Source organism: Enterococcus sp. DIV1224, assembly GCF_050555455.1.
Classification (GTDB): domain Bacteria; phylum Bacillota; class Bacilli; order Lactobacillales; family Enterococcaceae; genus Enterococcus_B; species Enterococcus_B lactis.
Window position 1 is genome coordinate 697,582 of the sequence record NZ_CP187859.1, and the last position, 17,842, is coordinate 715,423.

The window sequence follows — 17,842 nt, forward strand, 5'->3', positions numbered from 1 at the left end:
AGAAATGAGCGATAATCAAAGAATTTACAAGAATTTTGCGAATGGTAATTTCACACAAATTCGAAATGAGCCATTGAACGAAAGAAATCTTTCATGGAAAGCAAAAGGGATTTTAACCTATCTGGCTAGTTTGCCGAATGACTGGGAAATATATAAAAGTGAGATTATGACACATTCAAAAGATGGTAAAGATAGTTTTGAGAGTGGCTGGAAAGAATTAAAGATGGCCGGATATGTTAAAGGAGAGAAGATACGAGAAAATGGAAAGTTTGTAAATTTTGTCTGGTATGCTTCTGATCAACCAATTTATTCTGTAGAGAATAATTTCTCTCCATCGAAACCGGATTTTCCAGTCTCCGGGTTACCAGACACTGGAAAATCCGCGAATACTAATACTAATGTAACTAATACTAATTTAAATAAAGAAGAAGAGGATATTAATATAAAGGAAATTTATACTAAGATTAGTGTTCTTTATGAAGAAAATAATGGCGCTGGTCGAAAATTATTACAAGTGTATCAATATTTGAAAAACGCTAATGTAGATATAAAAGATATCAGAAAAATCATTGAATTTGTATATGAAAATACTCAGTACCTTAACGCTCAATGCATTATAACACAACATAAAGCATGCGTTTTTCAAGCAAAAACAGATGAAGGATTATTCGATTACGCAAAATATTTTCTCAGAGGTCTCGAAATAAGATATAAAAATCAGCTTTTAGAAAATATAGAGACTACAGATCAATTCAACAAAGCTTTCAGAATTAAAGAGTTACCTAAAGTACCTATGCATAACTGGTTAGAAGGAGAAGAAACATGATTAAAAATCGTATAATAGATCAGATATGGTGTCTTGATCAAAACACTGATACTCTCGAAATAATTGAGAGTATCTGCTTCAACACAGTAGTTCTCGATTTAAGAGCTGAAAATGACAATTGTGTAACTCATATCATAATTAATCAAAAAATGGCTCAGCAGCTCTCTGAGAGCCTAAGAAAATGGGCTGAAGGAGAAAACTATGAAAGCAATTAAAGAAAAAATCGTTAGTAGAAAAATAAACTGGTTAGCACTCAGTGTACTTGTTTTAATGATTAGCGTTGTTTTTACAAGTAATATTGTTGAAGCTAGCATTTTCAACTGGTTTGATGATACAAAAAGCCAAACTGAGTTTTTAACTAATCCACTTTATCAGAATTATCTTAAAAAATATAACGGAAATTTTTACAGCCAGTTCGGTATGTGGATAGGATGGTCTGTTATAAAATCAATGTTCGCTGTTGTCGAGGGCATTCAAAATATGATTCCCGAGGTTTTAGATTTGTTTAGCTTTGTAGAAAGTACCGGATTGAACAAAGTCTATCAATCAGTTTTAAGTACCATTGTTGTTGGCTTAATGATACTTTCACTAGTGATTATTGGTTATAAAATGATTACAAGTAAAGGAACGGTTGATCTAAAATCTGTTGGAATGAATGTTGTAATGTCGATAGTATTAATTCTTTTAATGCCGACTTTGATTGGATCAACAGAAAAGCTTTCAGGAATAATGTTTGCAAAGACTCTTTATAATGACGCAACTAGTATCAATAATCAAGATGGCGGTGTAGCATGGTCATTGATTGAGCAGGGAGTGACAGATTTAGCTTATATTAATAAGACAGATCAATATTCGACAATTGATAAAACAAATGACCGAAATAATCTAACAAAAGAAAATTTCTGGAAAACGGATCTTACGCAAGTATTGACAGATAATGTAATTGATAAAATGGAAAAAGAAAATCCAGCTGCGGATAATCTTCGCTATGAATTAGTTGAAAATTCTAATAATGAATTTGTTGCCACAAAGTTTTCTGATAACTTTTTATCAACATTTTCTGATAGCTTGAAATCAGGCTATTATCGCTATCAAGCAAATCTTTGGGGAATTTCGATTGGGTTGACAGCGTTGGCAATCGCATACGTGTTTAGCGCGTTTGTCATTATTACAGCAATACTCGAGTTAGCATTTAAACGTGTACTCGGAGTTTTAGTATTTGCTACTGACTTAGAAACAGGACAACGATCAAAACAAGTTTTGTCAGATATTCTACAGTGTTATTTGACTGTCGGTTTTCAGGGATTCGGATTGTCTATGTTTGCAATGTTCATAAATTATTTAAACTCTGGCGAAGGTATCTCAACAAATATTTTTATAAAAACAATTGCTTATATCTGTGCCGTGTTCGTTCTAATAAAGGGTAGTGGAACAGTCATGCGTTACTTTGGCGTGGATATTGGACTCAAAGAAGGCTATGGGCAACTTGCTTCTGCTTTTGGAATGGGTGCAATGCTGTTTAGAAAAGGATCAAATGGATTTAATCGTGCCAAAGGAAGCGGAAACGGAAATGGATCAGACAGCGGAGAAGGAGAAGATCGAAAACCAGAAAAGAATTTCGGTGAAACTCTATCAAAAAAAGCTGGCAAAACTGGAAGAGCTTTGGGATATGCCCATGAACGTGGATTATCAGGTTTAGCTTCAGATGGAGCTACAATGGCTAGTGAAAGAGCAACAAAACCATTTAAGAGTATGCGTGATATGGCTAATGATACTAAGAATAAGTTCAAAGAAGGTTTAGATGATGGTACAGTGTCCGCTATTAATAAAAATAGCAAACCTATGTTGGCTAAAAATAAAGAAAATGAAACTGGAAAATATGCTGATTCCATGCCAACACGTCTTTCGGATAGAAAAGATGGTGCTAAGGTTGAAAATGCCGATAGAATTATGTCTAGTTCTGAACATATGCGTGAAGCAATGAAAAATAATGCTGAATCGAATAATAATCCTGTAAGTGCGATTCAGCAAAAAGTCCAACAAGATATTGAAGAACGTAAAAATGCTATGCACGGTCAAGCTAAGTCTGCTGAAGAATTAATTAATCAGAAGCGACAGGGAGAGAAATACAGGCCTGAAGCAATGAATCGTGAGGAAATGTTAAGGAAACGTGTAGAAGGGCGTACAGGCGCTAATATGGACGAAAAAGAAGCGTTGACCAAAGAAAGAATCCAAGAAGCTAAAAATTCAAATACCGGATTAGAAAAATTGGTCAAAGAAAATGTACAAAATTCTACAAGTAGTCAAGGTGGCCGATCAGTAGATGTCCGAGAAAATATTCAAGGTTCATTGAATGGTCATGTCGGACGGAATGTTGATGTAAGAGAGAATTTACAAAGTTCTTCAAATGGTCAAGGTACTAAGACAATTGATGTTCGAGAAAATGTACAAAAATCTACAAGTAGTCAAGGCTTTAAATCAGTGGATGTCCGAGAGAACGTGCAAAGTAGCAGTGCAAGTCAACCAAAAACAGTAGATGTCCGAGAAAATGTACAAAGTTCTACAAGTAGTCAAGGGTTCAAAACAGTAGATGTTCGGGAGAACGCTCAAAAAGATAGTGGAGAAATGAAAGAAAAAACACAAAAAATCAATATCGTTGAAGACAGAAAGTCAGCGAAAAAATTTGATTCAAATCATGAAACAGTGATTATTGATAGTGAAATCCGTGAAAATGATAAGGGATCAAAACCAAGACGAAGATTCACCTATGAAGACAACGAGTTATTCAGAGATACACTTAATGATCCTAATCCACTTTTCGATAGTTTACTTAAAAAATAAAGAGGTGATTTTCATGCAATTAATTCTACAGATTAGTACACATGATTTCTTAGAACTTGACGAATTATGTGAATCAGTAAAGAAAGCAACAAATGAAAAAATCACGGTCACTAATTATATTGAACTGATGATTCAAGAAGAATTAAAGATGAAAAATGAGCTTATGAATGAACTTAGTCACATACAAAAAGGAGCATGAAAAATGGCAAGGAAAAAACAAAAATCAATTGCAGATTTGAAAAAAGAACTCGCCGAGTTGGAGAGAAAGCTTTATCCCGAACTGGGAAAGTTTGCCTATGAAAAAACAGGAATTTCATCAGTAAAAGAGTTTGAAGAAACTTTTGAGATTAATCAAAAAGGTACTCGAGAAAAATGGCAAAAGGCGGTAAATTTCGCGAATAGCGAATTTACCCTAGTGCATGAATTTCTTGCAAGCGATCAATTGTTGGAAACGAAGTTCCAACAATTTTTGAGAAGAAAAGGAGAGACAGCGTATCGAATTTTCTATCGAGAAGAGACGCAAGAAGAAAGTGTTAGGTAGCTGATTTATCGACTATCTAATCTCGATAAAATGCGGAGCATGAGGGTGCTCGTAGGGAGTTTACTCCCTCGACAAGCGGGGAAGGGTTCCCTTTCCCCTCGCTTGCTTCTTTTGAACTTAAAAATAATATTGGAAAGGAGAAGTGCGCATGGCAATTGATGTCAGTAAACTACCATTAGAAGAAAGGCGAAAGCGATATAAACGTAATGAAGATAGTCGACGACAAAATAGGCCGATAAAGTTTCGAGTAGACGATTATCAGTACCAAGAGCTAGAAAAAACAGCAGACATTTTTGGTTTATCTGTTCCAATGTACGTGAAGAAAATCGCAGTAGACAACGCAGGGAAAAGTCTAAAATATACCGATCGACAATATAAAGAAATTAATTTTCATTTACTAGCAATAGGAAGAAATTTGAATCAATTAGTGAAAACAGCAAATTATTTGCGTGTTCAGTTAAATAAAAAAGATACCGAGATACAAAAAGAAGAACATCAGAGTGTTTACTTATCTTTTACAACTAAGCAAGAGCGCTTAAAGCGGCTATATGCTAAAAAAAATGACTTAATGATACAAATAAAATCAATAAGTGATCCATTGAATCGCTTGGAAAAAGAGTTGAATAAGTTATGGGCTCGATTATAAAAATTGCTTCAAAAAGTAGGAGTATTCATAATACAATTTCATATATGTTAAATAAACAAGAAGATTCTGAACTCGTGACAGGAATTGGCGTATCGAATGATTTAAATGCTATTGAGGATTTTAAACAAACCAATGAAATTTTTGGTGATAAAGGGAAAATAAAGCTTTGGCATTTTACACAAAGCTTTGATCCACTAGAAGATATTTCCGCTGAAAAAGCACATGAGTTGGGTGTTAAGTGGGCAGAAAAAATGTTTCCTAACCAGTAAATTTTGGTCGTCACACACACAGACAAAGGGCATGTTCACAATCACTTTGGTATTTCACCAAACGATCAGCGAACAGGAAAGAAAATGGATATTCGAAAGAATGATATTCGAGTTTTGCAGGCTTGGAATGATAATATACTTATTGATAATGGAATTAGCCCACTTGATATGTATAAGTATAATCATTTAGTTGCAGATCGTGAAAATTGGAAAGAACGTGAATTTAGAACTGAAAATAAGATTTCAAATCGAGAAAAAATAAAACTAGCTGTTTCTGAAGTTGCTCAGTATGCGAAAAATTATGATGACTTTCATGCGGAATTGAAGAAAAAACATTCTGTTGAGACCTATCGATTTGCCAAAAATCAGCGTATTGGGTACAAACTCTTAGATTCTGAAGGTGGGTTAATCTTAAAGATTGGCGGAAAGCGTTTAGGGCAAAACTATGATATGAATTATCTTGATGATTTGTTCACAGAAAATAAAAAAGCGGAGCAAATTCAATCTGAAGAGGTACTCACTGAAATTGCTATTCGACATCTTGGTAAATCGTTAAATGGTAGAGCGGATAGTAGAATTAATTGGCAAGAACGAGCGCAACGCTTTGAATTAGATAATGAGAATATACCATTTCTTAGATCATCAAAAGATTATGAAGAATTTTATGACAAATATAAATTTGAAATAGAGGACAGAATAGAAATTGTATTAGATGTTTTTGGTGAGAATAAAGACCAATTCTTTGGATTTGCAGTGGAAGAGGAGCCTTTAAAGTATAAGAAGAAATGTGTAGATTTGGTGTATAAAAAAGTTGTTTATGATATCTCAGAGAGTTTATCAACTGATTATGACCAATTTAACGTTCATGATACTAAACCCGCTTTAGAACGTAATTTTAAGAAGCGTTATATTCAAGAAACAAAACGTGTTCTTTATTTATTTAATCGTGCAATTGATGATGGTACGATTGAAAAAGCTCGGAGAGAGTATGAAGAAACAGCAAGAGAAATTGATTATCAAAAACGACAAAATCAATATGATATGGATTTTTGAGTAAACAGGGAGAGAGAAAAAATGAACTATCCATATTTTAAAGTCTCGGCTTCAGAAGAAACTAAAGAAATATTCAACAATTTTTACAACCAAAACAAAGGAGTTTTTGGTTCCAAGGCAAATATGTTTCGTGTTATGGTTTCAAATTTACCAGTGTTAGCTAGTCCATCAAATAATAAATTTAATGATTCTGAAAGCATTAAATTTGAACAAAAAATTTCAGAACTAGAATCAATGATAAGTAATGAAGTAATTGAAAAGCTTGATGACATTGATCAAAAGTTATCGTATTCTCTAAAAAACAAATACAAAACGGAGGAGAAAAAAGATGTTTAAAGTTTACTTCCCGTTTCAGTGGCTCGTTAAAGGAATTCTTTTAGTGCTACTAGGATTGATTCTTTTTGGAAGTTATCTAACAATTAAAGCCAGACATTTTCCAGAAGAAAAGCCAATAAAAATTGTAACAATAGATTTAAAAATAGGTGAAACTTATCAGGCAGATGGGGTTGAACTAACATTTAAAAATATTGAAGTGACCGAAAAAAGAAATGAATTTGCACAACATGATCGTGTATTACAAGTGACCTATACACTTAAAAATGATACAGAAAAACCAATACGTCCACAACAATGGTCGATTGAAAATAAGGATGGTGAAGAGCTTTATGAGTATGCTATGATATTAGATAATCCAGAGTATATTGAAAGTGACAAAGCAGAAACAATAAATTACTATTATGAATTACCGAATGAAATGCAGGATTACCAAATCGTATTACGTAGAGCAAATGGTTACCTAGTTGGGTTGCCATTTACTTTATAAGTTTTATTTTGTCAGTAGCTTTTAAGGTAATATCAGTTTTGTGATTTTTGAAAATGGAAGTGGGGGAACTGGGAGAATGGCTGAGGAAAATAAAGTTGTTCCGTTTGAAACATTAGTGATAAATAAGGAAGAGTTTGAGCAACTTTTTCTTGATTTTTTTATTCAATATGACAGGATTTATGATTTTAGTTCGTCACTAGATTTATTTGAATTAGAAGCAGAAATAATAGAAAACAGTCGAGAGAAGAATGGTAAAATCATTATTTCAGTAGAAAAATTCAATGAATTATTCTCAGAAACATTTGAAATAGATCCAGACTATTATCAACCACAAGAAGTTTTTCGAGAGTTTAGAAATCAGATTATTCGTTCAAGTAATATTGAAAATTGAGTCAATAAAAGAAGCGTTGAAGAAAAGTTCCTTCTTTCGACGCTTCTTTTTAAAAGATTTTACAAATGTCTTATGGAGATTTGCTTCAATGACTACTTGTAGTCATTTCGTTTAAAATAATTATGTTACACCCTTATGTGTCACAGAGAAATACTGATATAATAAGAAATAAGGTATGTAACAATAGAGTATACTTTCATGTTACATACCATATAATATGCGATTCAAAATTTATGTACTTTTAAGGGTGGATGAAAATGGTTTTTATCATAATGAATAGTCTGGTGCTCTTTGTTATTATGCAAATACTCGGAGTTCCTATTTCTAATTTAGCGCTGTTAAAGCAAAAATATGATACTTTTTCTTTTAGCGAGGACAAAACAACTTCAGGAATAAATATTATCTATAATATTTTTATTTCCAATATATATATTCTTTTGTTAAATGAAATGAATATTGCCAAACCCTATGTAAATAATTTGTATTTTGTTGTAATCGGATATCTATTAATCAGATATTTTGTGATTTTTTTTATTTTACAAAGAAAATCACTTTTGAACTTTAGATATGAATTTACCTTAGTGACCTTAACTTTATTAGGAACTTATATAGTCTTTGATAAATTTATTCGGTCTGGTATTTCAATAATAATCCCTATTGATGATTTTAAAAATGAAATAGTGCTTTTGCTAATTCTTTTTTTGTACGACATTTTCAAAAATAGTTTAGTTACAGTTTTTAAAGATAGAGATGTTACTTCACGAAGAGAAAAATACATAAGAAATAGTTATTCTTATTTTTTTGATAAGTACAATTCTTATATATTAAGCAACATTGATGAGGAATTCAAAATAGATAAGGAAATAACGAGAAAATTTATTCTCTTGGTTTATTCTTTTATCATATATGAAAATTTTAGTCGCCCTAAATTCTATAGGCTAGTAGAGTTTGTAGTATCAAAATTTTCTTCGGGAAGATATTCTACGGGAATAATGCAAGTACAATCGAAATATTCTTTAGATGATAAAGAAAGCATTGCTAAAGGAATAGATATTCTTAAAAATATGTTTATCGAAATAGAAAGCTACGAATATGAAGAATGTTGGGTAAAAGAAATAGCCAATACGTATAATCCGTCTAATAATGAGCAATACGCAAAAGAAATTCTATATATATATATAGAACTCGATAAATTTTTACAGGTATTGGATTAACTCTAAAATATTTACTATAATTTACAATAATATTTGACAAGTTCGATTAAATAAAAGTATTACTGAACAAGGACTAATTTTTGATTATGTTTCCGTAAAAATACCCTTGAAATGGGTTGCTAGGTGATATTTTTTCCTCATTAAAAGCACGCCACGCAACTTGAATACGTTTTTGAAGCCGATTAGAATACCAATCAAGATGAATTGGAATCAATAAAGCGATTAGCTCTATTCAAAAATTGTTGAAATACCAACTATCTTCAACTATTGTCAATGAACTTAACTTCATGGCTGAAGAAGAAGAATAGAATAAAAGAATTGATATGGTGCAAGAAAGCTGGACTCTCTGAAAAGGAGAGCCCGGTTTTTTTGTTTAGCACTACATTTCTTTAAAAAGTAGAAAAGCTTTCGAAGCCTCGTTCGTTTCTTTTACTGTATAATATAAGCAAAGAGTAAAAATCGCTAAAAGATATAAATAAGAGAAAGGATATACAAGATGATATGATTGGTCTGATTTATTTTGTGGTGATCGTTCTGGCAAATACAGTTGGCGCTATTTCTGGCATGGGCGGAGGCGTGTTGATCAAACCGATTCTTGATCTTATCGGTGCCCATTCTGTTGCAGGTATTTCTTTTTACTCAACGGTTGCGGTATTCACGATGTCTATTGTTTCGACAGTGCGACAAGTATCAAGTGGGAAATCGCTGAATTGGCAGATTGTCGGTTGGGTATCTGGTGGAGCTGTAGTTGGAGGAATAGCCGGTAACATTGTATTCGAAATTTTTTTACGGTTGTTTGAAAATGAAAAGCATGTGCAGCTGATCCAAATTTTCTTGACGGTATTGACCTTGGTTTTTGCGTTCTTCTACACCAAGCATCATCAGCCAAAATTTCATCTAACGTCATGGATTTGGTATCTTATATGTGGGGGGATCTTGGGCTTTTTAGCTAGCTTTTTAGGTATCGGTGGTGGACCCATCAATGTTTCATTACTGATGCTGATGTTTGCCTTGCCAATAAAAGAAGCAACGCTGTATTCTCTATCTACGATTTTCTTTTCTCAACTGGCTAAATTAGTAACGATTGCTTAACAAGTGGCTTTATGCGCTTTGATTTATCTATGTTGTTTTATATTATCCCCGCTGCTGTTATTGGAGGTTTGTGGGGAGCAAAATTTAGCAGGATTTTGTCTCCAAAAAAAGTGACCTTTATTTTTCAAGTAATTGTCCTCGTGGTTCTTTTGGTCAATTGTTACAATGCCTTTGTCATCTTACAAACATTAGGAGAATCTAGATTAACGCAAGTCAAAATCACTGAAAAGTCTTTTTTTAAGTGAAAAAAGGAGTATACTGTGATAAAAAAATTCATTTAAAAAAATAAAAATTGGCTGGTGATTTGGATGTTGCGGGAAATGCGTTTAGGAGATGCAGAAGCACTACGAGAAATCAATGCGGAACAATTAGGATATGATGTACCATTAACCGTTACGGTGAGACAAATGAAGAAACTGTTGAAGGAGCCAGAAAAAAATTTTTTCTTGGTCTATGAAGATCCTACTTCTAAAAAAGCAGCTGGCTATGTACAATCGGAGTCCTATGAATCGATTTTCAGCGATCCGATGTTCAATATTATGGCACTTGCTGTGTCTAAACATGCTGAAAAAAGAGGAATCGGAAAGGCCTTGATGACTGGCGTAGAAGAAGAAGCGAAAAGACGAGGAATATCAGCAATAAGACTTAATTCTGCAGAATACAGAGTAGAAGCACACCGATTTTATGAACGCATCGGTTATCATTCCGATAAAATGCAAAAAAGATTTTTGAAAATCCTGTAAATTTTTATCAAAAAATACCTGGTCATCAAGCCGATACTTGATGATCAGGTATTTTTTTTGACTAAGAAAGTAATTGCATCAAGAAACCTGAGATGATCAAAACGATGGCACCACCAAGCCGATTGCCCATTTGAGCAAAAGCAATAAGTTCCATCCGATTAGCTGCAGATAAGACAGCTACATTTCCTGTACCACCCATCGAGTTGTTGCATAAGCCAGCAGTAATAGTTGATTCGATTGGATATAAACCAAACAAACGACCGACAAATCCTGAAACTACTGAAATCGCGATAACACTTGTCAAACATAAGACAACAAATTGCCATGTCAAAGCAGAAGCCAATACATTTAGATTCAATAACGCAATACCGATACCGGCAAGAACAGCTGCTGTCAAGTTTTTGACAATCAAGTTGTTGAACATGATAGCTGCATCTTCGTAATATTCTGGTAATAGGTTTGCGATTTTACAGATAACAACGATAATGATCATGAATGCGTAAGCATGGACTTTAGGAACAAAATAGTTACCGATTTGTCCTAAGATGAAGAAAGTCAATGATACCATCAAACCGACACCTAATTGTGGAATGGAAGGTTTTACATTTCTAGGTTTTCCATCGCCAAGGTCGCCTTTTTCCATTAATTTACCATTACCGTTGAATTTTGGCATTGATTGTCCCGCACGAGCAACTAACGCTGCACCAATGATAGCTAGGACATTTGTCATTGCTGTCGCAGGAATCAGGCGGGAAATGATAGAAGAAGCGTCCGTACCTAAAACATTTGCATAAATCGTTGATAAAGGTACAGCTCCGGCTCCAACACCACCAGCCATTGCGGGCAATGAGATATATAAAACGGAATTTGCAAAACCATTTCCGATAAGCATACCTACGAGTCCTACGGCAAAAAAGGAGACGACCATTGAAATAAGTGCAACGGGAATAAAACGAACAGAAGCTTTCATCAATAGATTACGGTTCATACCAAGGATGCTACCAGTAATCAAGGCAGCAATATAAAAGTCTAAAAAGCCCATATTGCTGACAAAGTTTTCTGTGGATTTTACTACATACTCAGGTAAGATCCCAAATGTAGCAATCGCGGCAGAGGCAAAGATCGCAAAAACGGAGCCACCACCTAAATAACTTTTGACGATAGGGATTTTTGTTCCGATAAAATGAAATAAATTACCGAAAATGACCAAAACAGCGATTGGGCCAATCATATTCGTCGGTAATTTTCCTAAAGCCATTGCAATGATCAGGACAAGGACCATGATCAAATAAAGGGGCAAACTTACGCCGGTAATTTTTGTTGACCAAAACCCTTCTTTTTTCTTTTCCTCAACTGCAGTTGCAGTTGTTGTTTTTTGTGCCATTTTTACAGATCCTTTCTTATTCTGTATCGTATGAAAAAAGCCAAAGAGAAGCGGCAAAAGAGCAGTAGTTGGCTGGCTGCTGTTTTGCCGCAGTCGCTTTTTTCTTTTTAGACGTCATACAAAGTTTCTGTATGTTCTTTTACTATAACAATCTTAATCTTCTAAAGATTTATATTCAGGAACCCATTTAGCAGATTCAACAGCTTCTTTGATATCCGTGATTTCTTCACGATTCAATTTTTGTGCAACAACTGATTTTGCGACAGTTTCAGCAATCGTTTGAGAGAATTCAGTGATTTTTGCTACTGGAGGCAATATAGCTGCTCCTGGTTTTGTTACATCAACGATTCCGCCTAATGCTCGACTAGCTTGAGAAATGATTTCAGCATTTACTCGTGTAGCTGTTGAAGCAATCAAACCAAGCCCTAAACCTGGGTACATCAACGCATTATTTGCTTGACCGATTTGGTAAGTTACACCGTTATATTCCACATCAGCAGCAGGGATACCTGTTCCAACTAAAGCTTTTCCGTCCGTCCATTCAATCAAATCTTTTGCTTTTGCTTCTGCCAATTTTGTTGGATTAGACAAAGGCATGATGATTGGACGTGGGGTATGAGCCGCCATTTCTTTCACGATTTCTTCAGTGAATGCTCCAGGTTGGGTAGAAGTACCGATCATGATCGTTGGATGGATTGCTTTTACAACTGCTTCTAAGTTTGTCAATTCATCAGCATTAGTGAATTCTGAGCGTTTACGAGCGAATGGGATTTGACCAGGAGTCAATCCTTTTGTATCTTCAAACAATAAACCCTGTTTATCTACTTGATAGAAATGTTGGCGTGCTTCTTCTTCAGGTACACCTTGACGGATCATTTCATCTAAAAGGATGTTTGCGATACCTACACCAGCAGTACCAGCACCAAATGTCAAGATCGTTTGATCTTTCAATTGCTCACCTGATATATTCAATCCACCTAATACACCAGCTAGTACAACGATTCCTGTGCCTTGGATATCATCATTGAAAGTAGTGATTTTATCTTCGTATTTTTCTAAGATCGTTGCAGCATTTCCTCGTCCAAAATCTTCCCAATGTAATAACAATTCTGGGAATAATTCAGTAGCTGATTGAACGAATTGATCAATGAATTCGTAGTAAGTTTCGCCTTCTACACGAGCATGACGATTCCCTAAGTATAATGGATTATTCAATAATTCTTCGTTATTAGTACCAGCGTCGATTGATACAGGCAAGACTTGTGCAGGATTGATACCAGCCGCAGCAGTGTAGACCATCAATTTACCGATAGCGATGTCAACACCGTTCACACCCCAGTCACCCATACCTAAGATTCCTTCTGCATCTGTCACAACGATCAAACGAATGTCGCGTCCACCTGCTGCGTTTTTCAAACTTGCTTTGATATTTTCTGGTTCGTCGATTGAAAGAAATGCAGCATCTTGTGGTTTCAAGAAAATTTCGTTGTATTGTTCGATTGAATCCGCAACGACAGGATCATAAACGACAGGCATGAATTCAACTAAATGTTCGCCCATCAATTTATAAAACAATGTCCGGTTCGTATTGAATAGATTCATTAAGAAGATACGTTTTTCCAAATCGGTCTGTTTGCTTAAGTATTGACCGTAAGCTTGGACAGATTGTTGTTCCAATGTTTGGACAGTACTTGGAAGCATACCAGTGATTCCGTATTTTGCCCGTTCTTCTTTTGTAAAAGCTGTTCCTTTATTTAGAAAAGGATTATTTAATAAGTTTAGCCCTGTAAGCATGAATGATTCCTCCTAAGTTTTAATACAAACGAAGTATAGGAGTCAGATGAGGATATAGTCAAAAAGAGCAGGTATAATAAATTTTATTTATATGAGTAATAGAGTCAAAAGAAATCAAAATAGCGGTATTTGTTCTTTTTATATCAACAATCCTTGCTTGATTACTATGCGTATCTCTTATATGCTAAAGAAAGAAAAGTAGAAGAATAAAAGATATGTTAATAAATAGAATCTCTGAAGAATAAATCACGTGATCGTGACGATAAAGTTCACTTACGTCAGGTGATAAAAAATACATAAGTAGAAAACTAAGAGGAGGATCAGAAAATGAAAGAAGTTCAATTGATCAGAAAAAGCGAACTATCAGAAGGTGGTTGCAATGCGTGCGGCGTAGTAGAAGCAACAAGCTATACATTAAAGCTTGGTGCCAACAAAGCGATAATCTCTGAGTTGACAGTAGGCGGTCTTGTGGACAGTCTGGCGCTTGCTGAAGGTTTTATTGGAGAAGATATTTATGAGATGTTTTCAGAAATCCGTCAGTTAAAAAAAGGGGAAAACTGCATAGAGGTTCATCATGAGAGCCCGAATGTGAGATTCAAACGTGGTGATAATGAGATGATCTTCAATAATCATGTGTCCGATCACACCGAGCTATATGGAATCGTGAATCAAATACTAACTGAGCTTTTTGGATTGGGACCTTATGCGTTCAAGGAAGAAAACGGTAATCCAAAATTAAACGAAGAATGGCAAGAAACGATTGAAACACAAAGAAACAACCCGCACTTATTTCAATAGGCATCCACAGTATTTCGTAAAAGGGACTTTGACACGACTTTTGTCAAAGTCCCATCGTTTTTTATCTATTTGTGTTCTAAACATTTCTTTCAGAGTAGTAACAACTGGAATGACTGAAATGTAAACAGATTATTTGCCTGTATCAATACGGAAGAGTAATATAAAATGTGTAAACGCTATCATATTATTCATTCAATTTTTTATAGAGGGAAGGCATTGAAATGGAAAAAACGTATCAAGCAGGTACAAATGAAGGAATAGTGGATTTTATCAATATGGAAGATTTAGAAATAGCCGCTTCACAAGTGATTCCAGCTGGTGGTTATGGTTACATCAGCAGTGGTGCTGGCGACTTATTTACTTATCAAGAAAATGAACGGGCATTCAATCATCAGCTGATTATTCCTCATGTATTAAGAGATGTAGAATTACCCGATACAACTACACATTTTGACGAAGAAACGCTGACTGCACCAATCATCATGGCACCAGTTGCTGCTCATGGCTTAGCTCATGTGAAGGCGGAGAAAGCTTCTGCAAAAGGTGTAGCAGATTTTGGGACGATCTATACAGCAAGTTCTTACGCTTCTTGTACATTAGAAGAGATAAGAGAAGCAGGCGGGGAGAAAGCACCGCAATGGTTTCAATTTTATATGAGCAAAGATGATGGGATCAATTTGGATATTCTTGAAGTGGCCAAGCGTAATGGAGCAAAAGCAATCGTATTGACAGCGGATGCAACAGTTGGCGGAAACCGTGAAACAGACCGCAGAAATGGGTTTACCTTCCCACTGCCAATGCCGATCGTTCAGGCTTATCAATCAGGAGTAGGCCAAACGATGGATGCTGTGTACAAATCTTCCAAACAGAAGCTTAGTCCAAAAGATATAGAATTTATTGCTGCTCATTCTGATTTGCCAGTCTATGTGAAAGGTGTCCAGTCAGAAGAAGATGTCTATCGTTCATTAGAATCTGGTGCTGGCGGAATCTGGGTATCTAATCATGGCGGCCGTCAACTAGATGGTGGTTCAGCAGCGTTTGATTCGTTGCAATATGTGGCAGAAGCAGTAGATAAACGTGTACCAATCGTGTTTGACAGCGGTGTACGACGCGGACAGCATGTTTTCAAAGCAATCGCATCAGGTGCAGATCTTGTTGCTATTGGCAGACCCGTTATTTATGGATTGTCTTTAGGAGGAAGCACAGGAGTCCGTCAAGTGTTTGATTTCTTTAAAACAGAATTGGAAATGGTCATGCAATTAGCTGGAACACAAACAGTAGAAGATATCAAAAAAATAAAATTGCGTGAGAATCGTTTTATTTAAGATACAAATGACGAAAACAATAGGAGTGCGGCAGTTGATGCCGTACTCCTATTTGTATGGGTCAGAGAAGCATTAATAGAATAAGTTGAAATGAAAAAAAGAAAATTGAAATGTTTTTTCATACTTAATAAAAAAATAAGAATATTCATGTAAACGATTTTATTGCTTTTTTCTCTTTTTATACAAAAAGGGACAGAATTTCAAGTAAGCGGATGAATTCATGAGGATTTTTTGCATGCTGTCTCTACTATACTTAGGTCACTAAGAAAAAGGAGTGATTTATTATGAAAAAGAACATGATTGGGACATTATTACTTTCAACACTTCTTCTAGGCGGCTTGGCAACCCCAGCTTTTGCTGAAGGTCAAGCAACTTCAAAAGGAGATATTACCTTTACTGAGCCAACAAATACTGTCGTACCCCTTGATCCTACTGATCCTTCTAAACCAGTAGAGCCGGCAGATCCGGAAAATCCAGGAACTGGCCAGACAGGTCCTTTAACGCTGGATGTAGTTCCCGAATTGCCGTTTGGTACACACGAGATTGAAAGCGGAACAAAAACATATCAAATAGACGCTTCAAAAAATGATACACCTTATCTTCAAGTATCAGATCGTCGAGGTGTAGGTGCAGTCGGGCAAGCGCAAGGATGGAACGTGACAGTTTCGGTTTCAGATTTTGTAAACGGTTCACAAGTTTTGCAAGGGGCTGAATTGGATTTTGGGACATCCACTGTCAAAAATACCTCAGATAACGAAGCCACTGCACCAACTAGTCAAGCTGTGACTGGATTAAGTAAAGCAAGTGCAGCGACACCAATATTTACAGCAGCAAAAGACCAAGGTCTAGGAACATGGCTTTCTGTTTATGATCCAGCAAATATCACGCTGAAAGTACCTAAAGCAGCAGCTGGAACATTCACGGCTGATTTGACTTGGAACCTCGTGGCTGGCCCAGTAGCATAGAATATGAAATGAATTCAACAAACTGCGGTGAAAATACTATGGGTGAAGAATCTTTTTACCGCAGTTGTTGTTGAAAGGATGTGGTGGACAATGAATCAAAGTAAACGACTGTTTGTTTCGTTTTTTTCTATTTTAAGTCTATTTTTCATTTTTCCGTCAATCAGTCAAGCAGAGGATTCAGCAGGAGACTTTGGGATCAAACCGGTATTTCCAGAGAATCAAATAGATAAAGCAATCGGTTATTTTGATTTATTAGTGGCACCGGAACAAAATCAGACACTGGAAGTAATTATCAGCAATTCTTTAGATCAAGAACGAACATTTGAGGTCTCTGTTAATCCGGCGGTAACGAGTGATGGTGGAACAATCGATTATAGTCAAAAAAATCCAACGCTAGATGGGACCTTGCCGTTTGATGTCCGTGACGTTTTGACCGTTGCCATAAAGGAAGTCAATGTACCAGCGCATGCTGAAACAACTGTACCTGTAGAAGTAAAAATCCCAGCTAAAAGCTTTAAGGGACGTGTATTAGCGGGTATTCATGTTTCACCTAAAGAAGAAGCTGAAACAGAAAATGCTACAGAAGGTGCACAAATAAAAAATCGTATTGCTTATAATCTCGCAGTCGTTTTACAAGAAAGTCAAGAGACGATAGAACCGGATCTGAAACTTTTATCAGGAGATTTGAACGAGGTCAATGCAAAGCCCACTGTCCAGCTTCGTTTCCAAAATCCTCAGCCTACGATTATCAGCAATTTGATATTTACGAGCAAGATCTATTATGAAAATCAGCTTTATATTGAAAATACGTCTAATGCATTTTTAGTTGCACCAAATTCGAATTTTCACTTGAATCTTGATTTAGCTGGTGATAAAGCAAAAGCCGGCGATTACCGCGCAGAAATCATAGCAAAATCAGGTGACAGTAATGAATGGCGATTTACACAAAACTTTACGATCAAAAAAGAAAAAGCACAGAAAGTAAATGAAAATTCCGTTTTTGCAGTACAAGAACAATCTTTCCCATGGCTTTATGCAGGATTGGTTGCTGCAGTTCTTGTATTACTGTTGATTTTGCTGTTTTTGTGGATCCACAAGAAAAAGAAAAAAGGAGAAACAACACGATGAGGTGATTTC

Annotated in this window: 17 protein-coding genes and 2 pseudogenes; 17 read left to right on the forward strand and 2 right to left on the reverse strand. The window is 35.5% G+C overall.

From position 1 onward, the window contains the following. Positions 1-4: 4 nt before the first annotated feature. The 13 genes and pseudogenes from IGK53_RS03255 (at position 5) to IGK53_RS03315 (ending at position 10,439) form a co-directional block, all read left to right on the forward strand. Positions 5-826, forward strand: a complete 822-nt coding sequence (locus IGK53_RS03255) for a helix-turn-helix domain-containing protein (RefSeq protein WP_196019001.1) — start codon at positions 5-7, stop codon at positions 824-826. After that, on the forward strand, positions 823-1,041 hold the full coding sequence (locus tag IGK53_RS03260; RefSeq protein ID WP_196019002.1) for a hypothetical protein: 219 nt from the start codon (positions 823-825) through the stop codon (positions 1,039-1,041). Before IGK53_RS03255 ends, IGK53_RS03260 begins: the two co-directional genes overlap by 4 nt. After that, on the forward strand, positions 1,028-3,667 hold the full coding sequence (locus tag IGK53_RS03265) for a pLS20_p028 family conjugation system transmembrane protein (RefSeq protein WP_196019003.1): 2,640 nt from the start codon (positions 1,028-1,030) through the stop codon (positions 3,665-3,667). The genes IGK53_RS03260 and IGK53_RS03265 overlap by 14 nt, the downstream gene beginning before the upstream one ends. 13 nt (positions 3,668-3,680) lie before the next feature. Further along, a complete protein-coding gene (locus IGK53_RS03270; RefSeq protein ID WP_002340434.1) occupies positions 3,681-3,866 on the forward strand; it encodes a hypothetical protein in 186 nt (61 codons plus the stop codon). Positions 3,867-3,869: 3 nt separating this feature from the next. Beyond that, positions 3,870-4,208, forward strand: a complete 339-nt coding sequence (locus IGK53_RS03275) for a hypothetical protein (protein WP_002320997.1) — start codon at positions 3,870-3,872, stop codon at positions 4,206-4,208. 148 nt (positions 4,209-4,356) lie between these two features. Next, positions 4,357-4,854, forward strand: a complete 498-nt coding sequence (locus tag IGK53_RS03280; RefSeq protein ID WP_002320996.1) for a plasmid mobilization protein — start codon at positions 4,357-4,359, stop codon at positions 4,852-4,854. Positions 4,855-4,898: 44 nt separating this feature from the next. Further along, positions 4,899-6,176 (forward strand): annotated as a pseudogene (locus IGK53_RS03285) (relaxase/mobilization nuclease domain-containing protein). A gap of 21 nt (positions 6,177-6,197) precedes the next feature. Further along, positions 6,198-6,512, forward strand: coding sequence for a hypothetical protein (locus IGK53_RS03290; RefSeq protein ID WP_002340435.1), 315 nt, complete (start codon positions 6,198-6,200; stop codon positions 6,510-6,512). After that, positions 6,505-6,999, forward strand: a complete 495-nt coding sequence (locus IGK53_RS03295; protein ID WP_002340436.1) for a hypothetical protein — start codon at positions 6,505-6,507, stop codon at positions 6,997-6,999. The genes IGK53_RS03290 and IGK53_RS03295 overlap by 8 nt, the downstream gene beginning before the upstream one ends. 76 nt (positions 7,000-7,075) lie before the next feature. Then, a complete protein-coding gene (locus IGK53_RS03300; RefSeq protein ID WP_002331591.1) occupies positions 7,076-7,390 on the forward strand; it encodes a hypothetical protein in 315 nt (104 codons plus the stop codon). 257 nt (positions 7,391-7,647) lie between these two features. Then, positions 7,648-8,604: a hypothetical protein gene (locus tag IGK53_RS03305; protein ID WP_086324618.1), complete on the forward strand. Its 957-nt coding sequence runs from the start codon at positions 7,648-7,650 to the stop codon at positions 8,602-8,604. Between the two features lie 501 nt (positions 8,605-9,105). Continuing rightward, a pseudogene (locus tag IGK53_RS03310) lies at positions 9,106-9,941 on the forward strand (sulfite exporter TauE/SafE family protein). Between the two features lie 63 nt (positions 9,942-10,004). Beyond that, positions 10,005-10,439 carry a GNAT family N-acetyltransferase gene (locus tag IGK53_RS03315; RefSeq protein WP_430604991.1) on the forward strand — a complete coding sequence of 145 codons (435 nt, stop codon included), beginning with the start codon at positions 10,005-10,007 and terminating at the stop codon, positions 10,437-10,439. A gap of 61 nt (positions 10,440-10,500) precedes the next feature. Here IGK53_RS03315 and IGK53_RS03320 read toward each other — a convergent pair whose 3' ends face one another. Together IGK53_RS03320 and IGK53_RS03325 are read right to left on the reverse strand one after the other, a co-directional pair. Then, entirely contained in the window at positions 10,501-11,823 is a 1,323-nt protein-coding gene (locus tag IGK53_RS03320) for a 2-hydroxycarboxylate transporter family protein (RefSeq protein ID WP_002308483.1), read from the reverse strand. Between the two features lie 153 nt (positions 11,824-11,976). Further along, positions 11,977-13,617, reverse strand: coding sequence for a malolactic enzyme (locus tag IGK53_RS03325; RefSeq protein WP_002290893.1), 1,641 nt, complete (start codon positions 13,615-13,617; stop codon positions 11,977-11,979). 327 nt (positions 13,618-13,944) lie between these two features. On the opposite strand from IGK53_RS03325, the gene IGK53_RS03330 reads away from it, so the two are divergent. From IGK53_RS03330 to IGK53_RS03345, 4 genes are all read left to right on the forward strand, one after another. Next, positions 13,945-14,415, forward strand: a complete 471-nt coding sequence (locus IGK53_RS03330) for a DUF4809 family protein (protein ID WP_002290894.1) — start codon at positions 13,945-13,947, stop codon at positions 14,413-14,415. Positions 14,416-14,636: 221 nt separating this feature from the next. Continuing rightward, positions 14,637-15,740, forward strand: coding sequence for an alpha-hydroxy-acid oxidizing protein (locus tag IGK53_RS03335; RefSeq protein ID WP_002329507.1), 1,104 nt, complete (start codon positions 14,637-14,639; stop codon positions 15,738-15,740). 284 nt (positions 15,741-16,024) lie between these two features. Then, positions 16,025-16,705: a WxL domain-containing protein gene (locus IGK53_RS03340; protein WP_430604992.1), complete on the forward strand. Its 681-nt coding sequence runs from the start codon at positions 16,025-16,027 to the stop codon at positions 16,703-16,705. 90 nt (positions 16,706-16,795) lie between these two features. Next, positions 16,796-17,833, forward strand: coding sequence for a DUF916 and DUF3324 domain-containing protein (locus tag IGK53_RS03345; protein WP_002290898.1), 1,038 nt, complete (start codon positions 16,796-16,798; stop codon positions 17,831-17,833). Positions 17,834-17,842 lie beyond the last annotated feature (9 nt).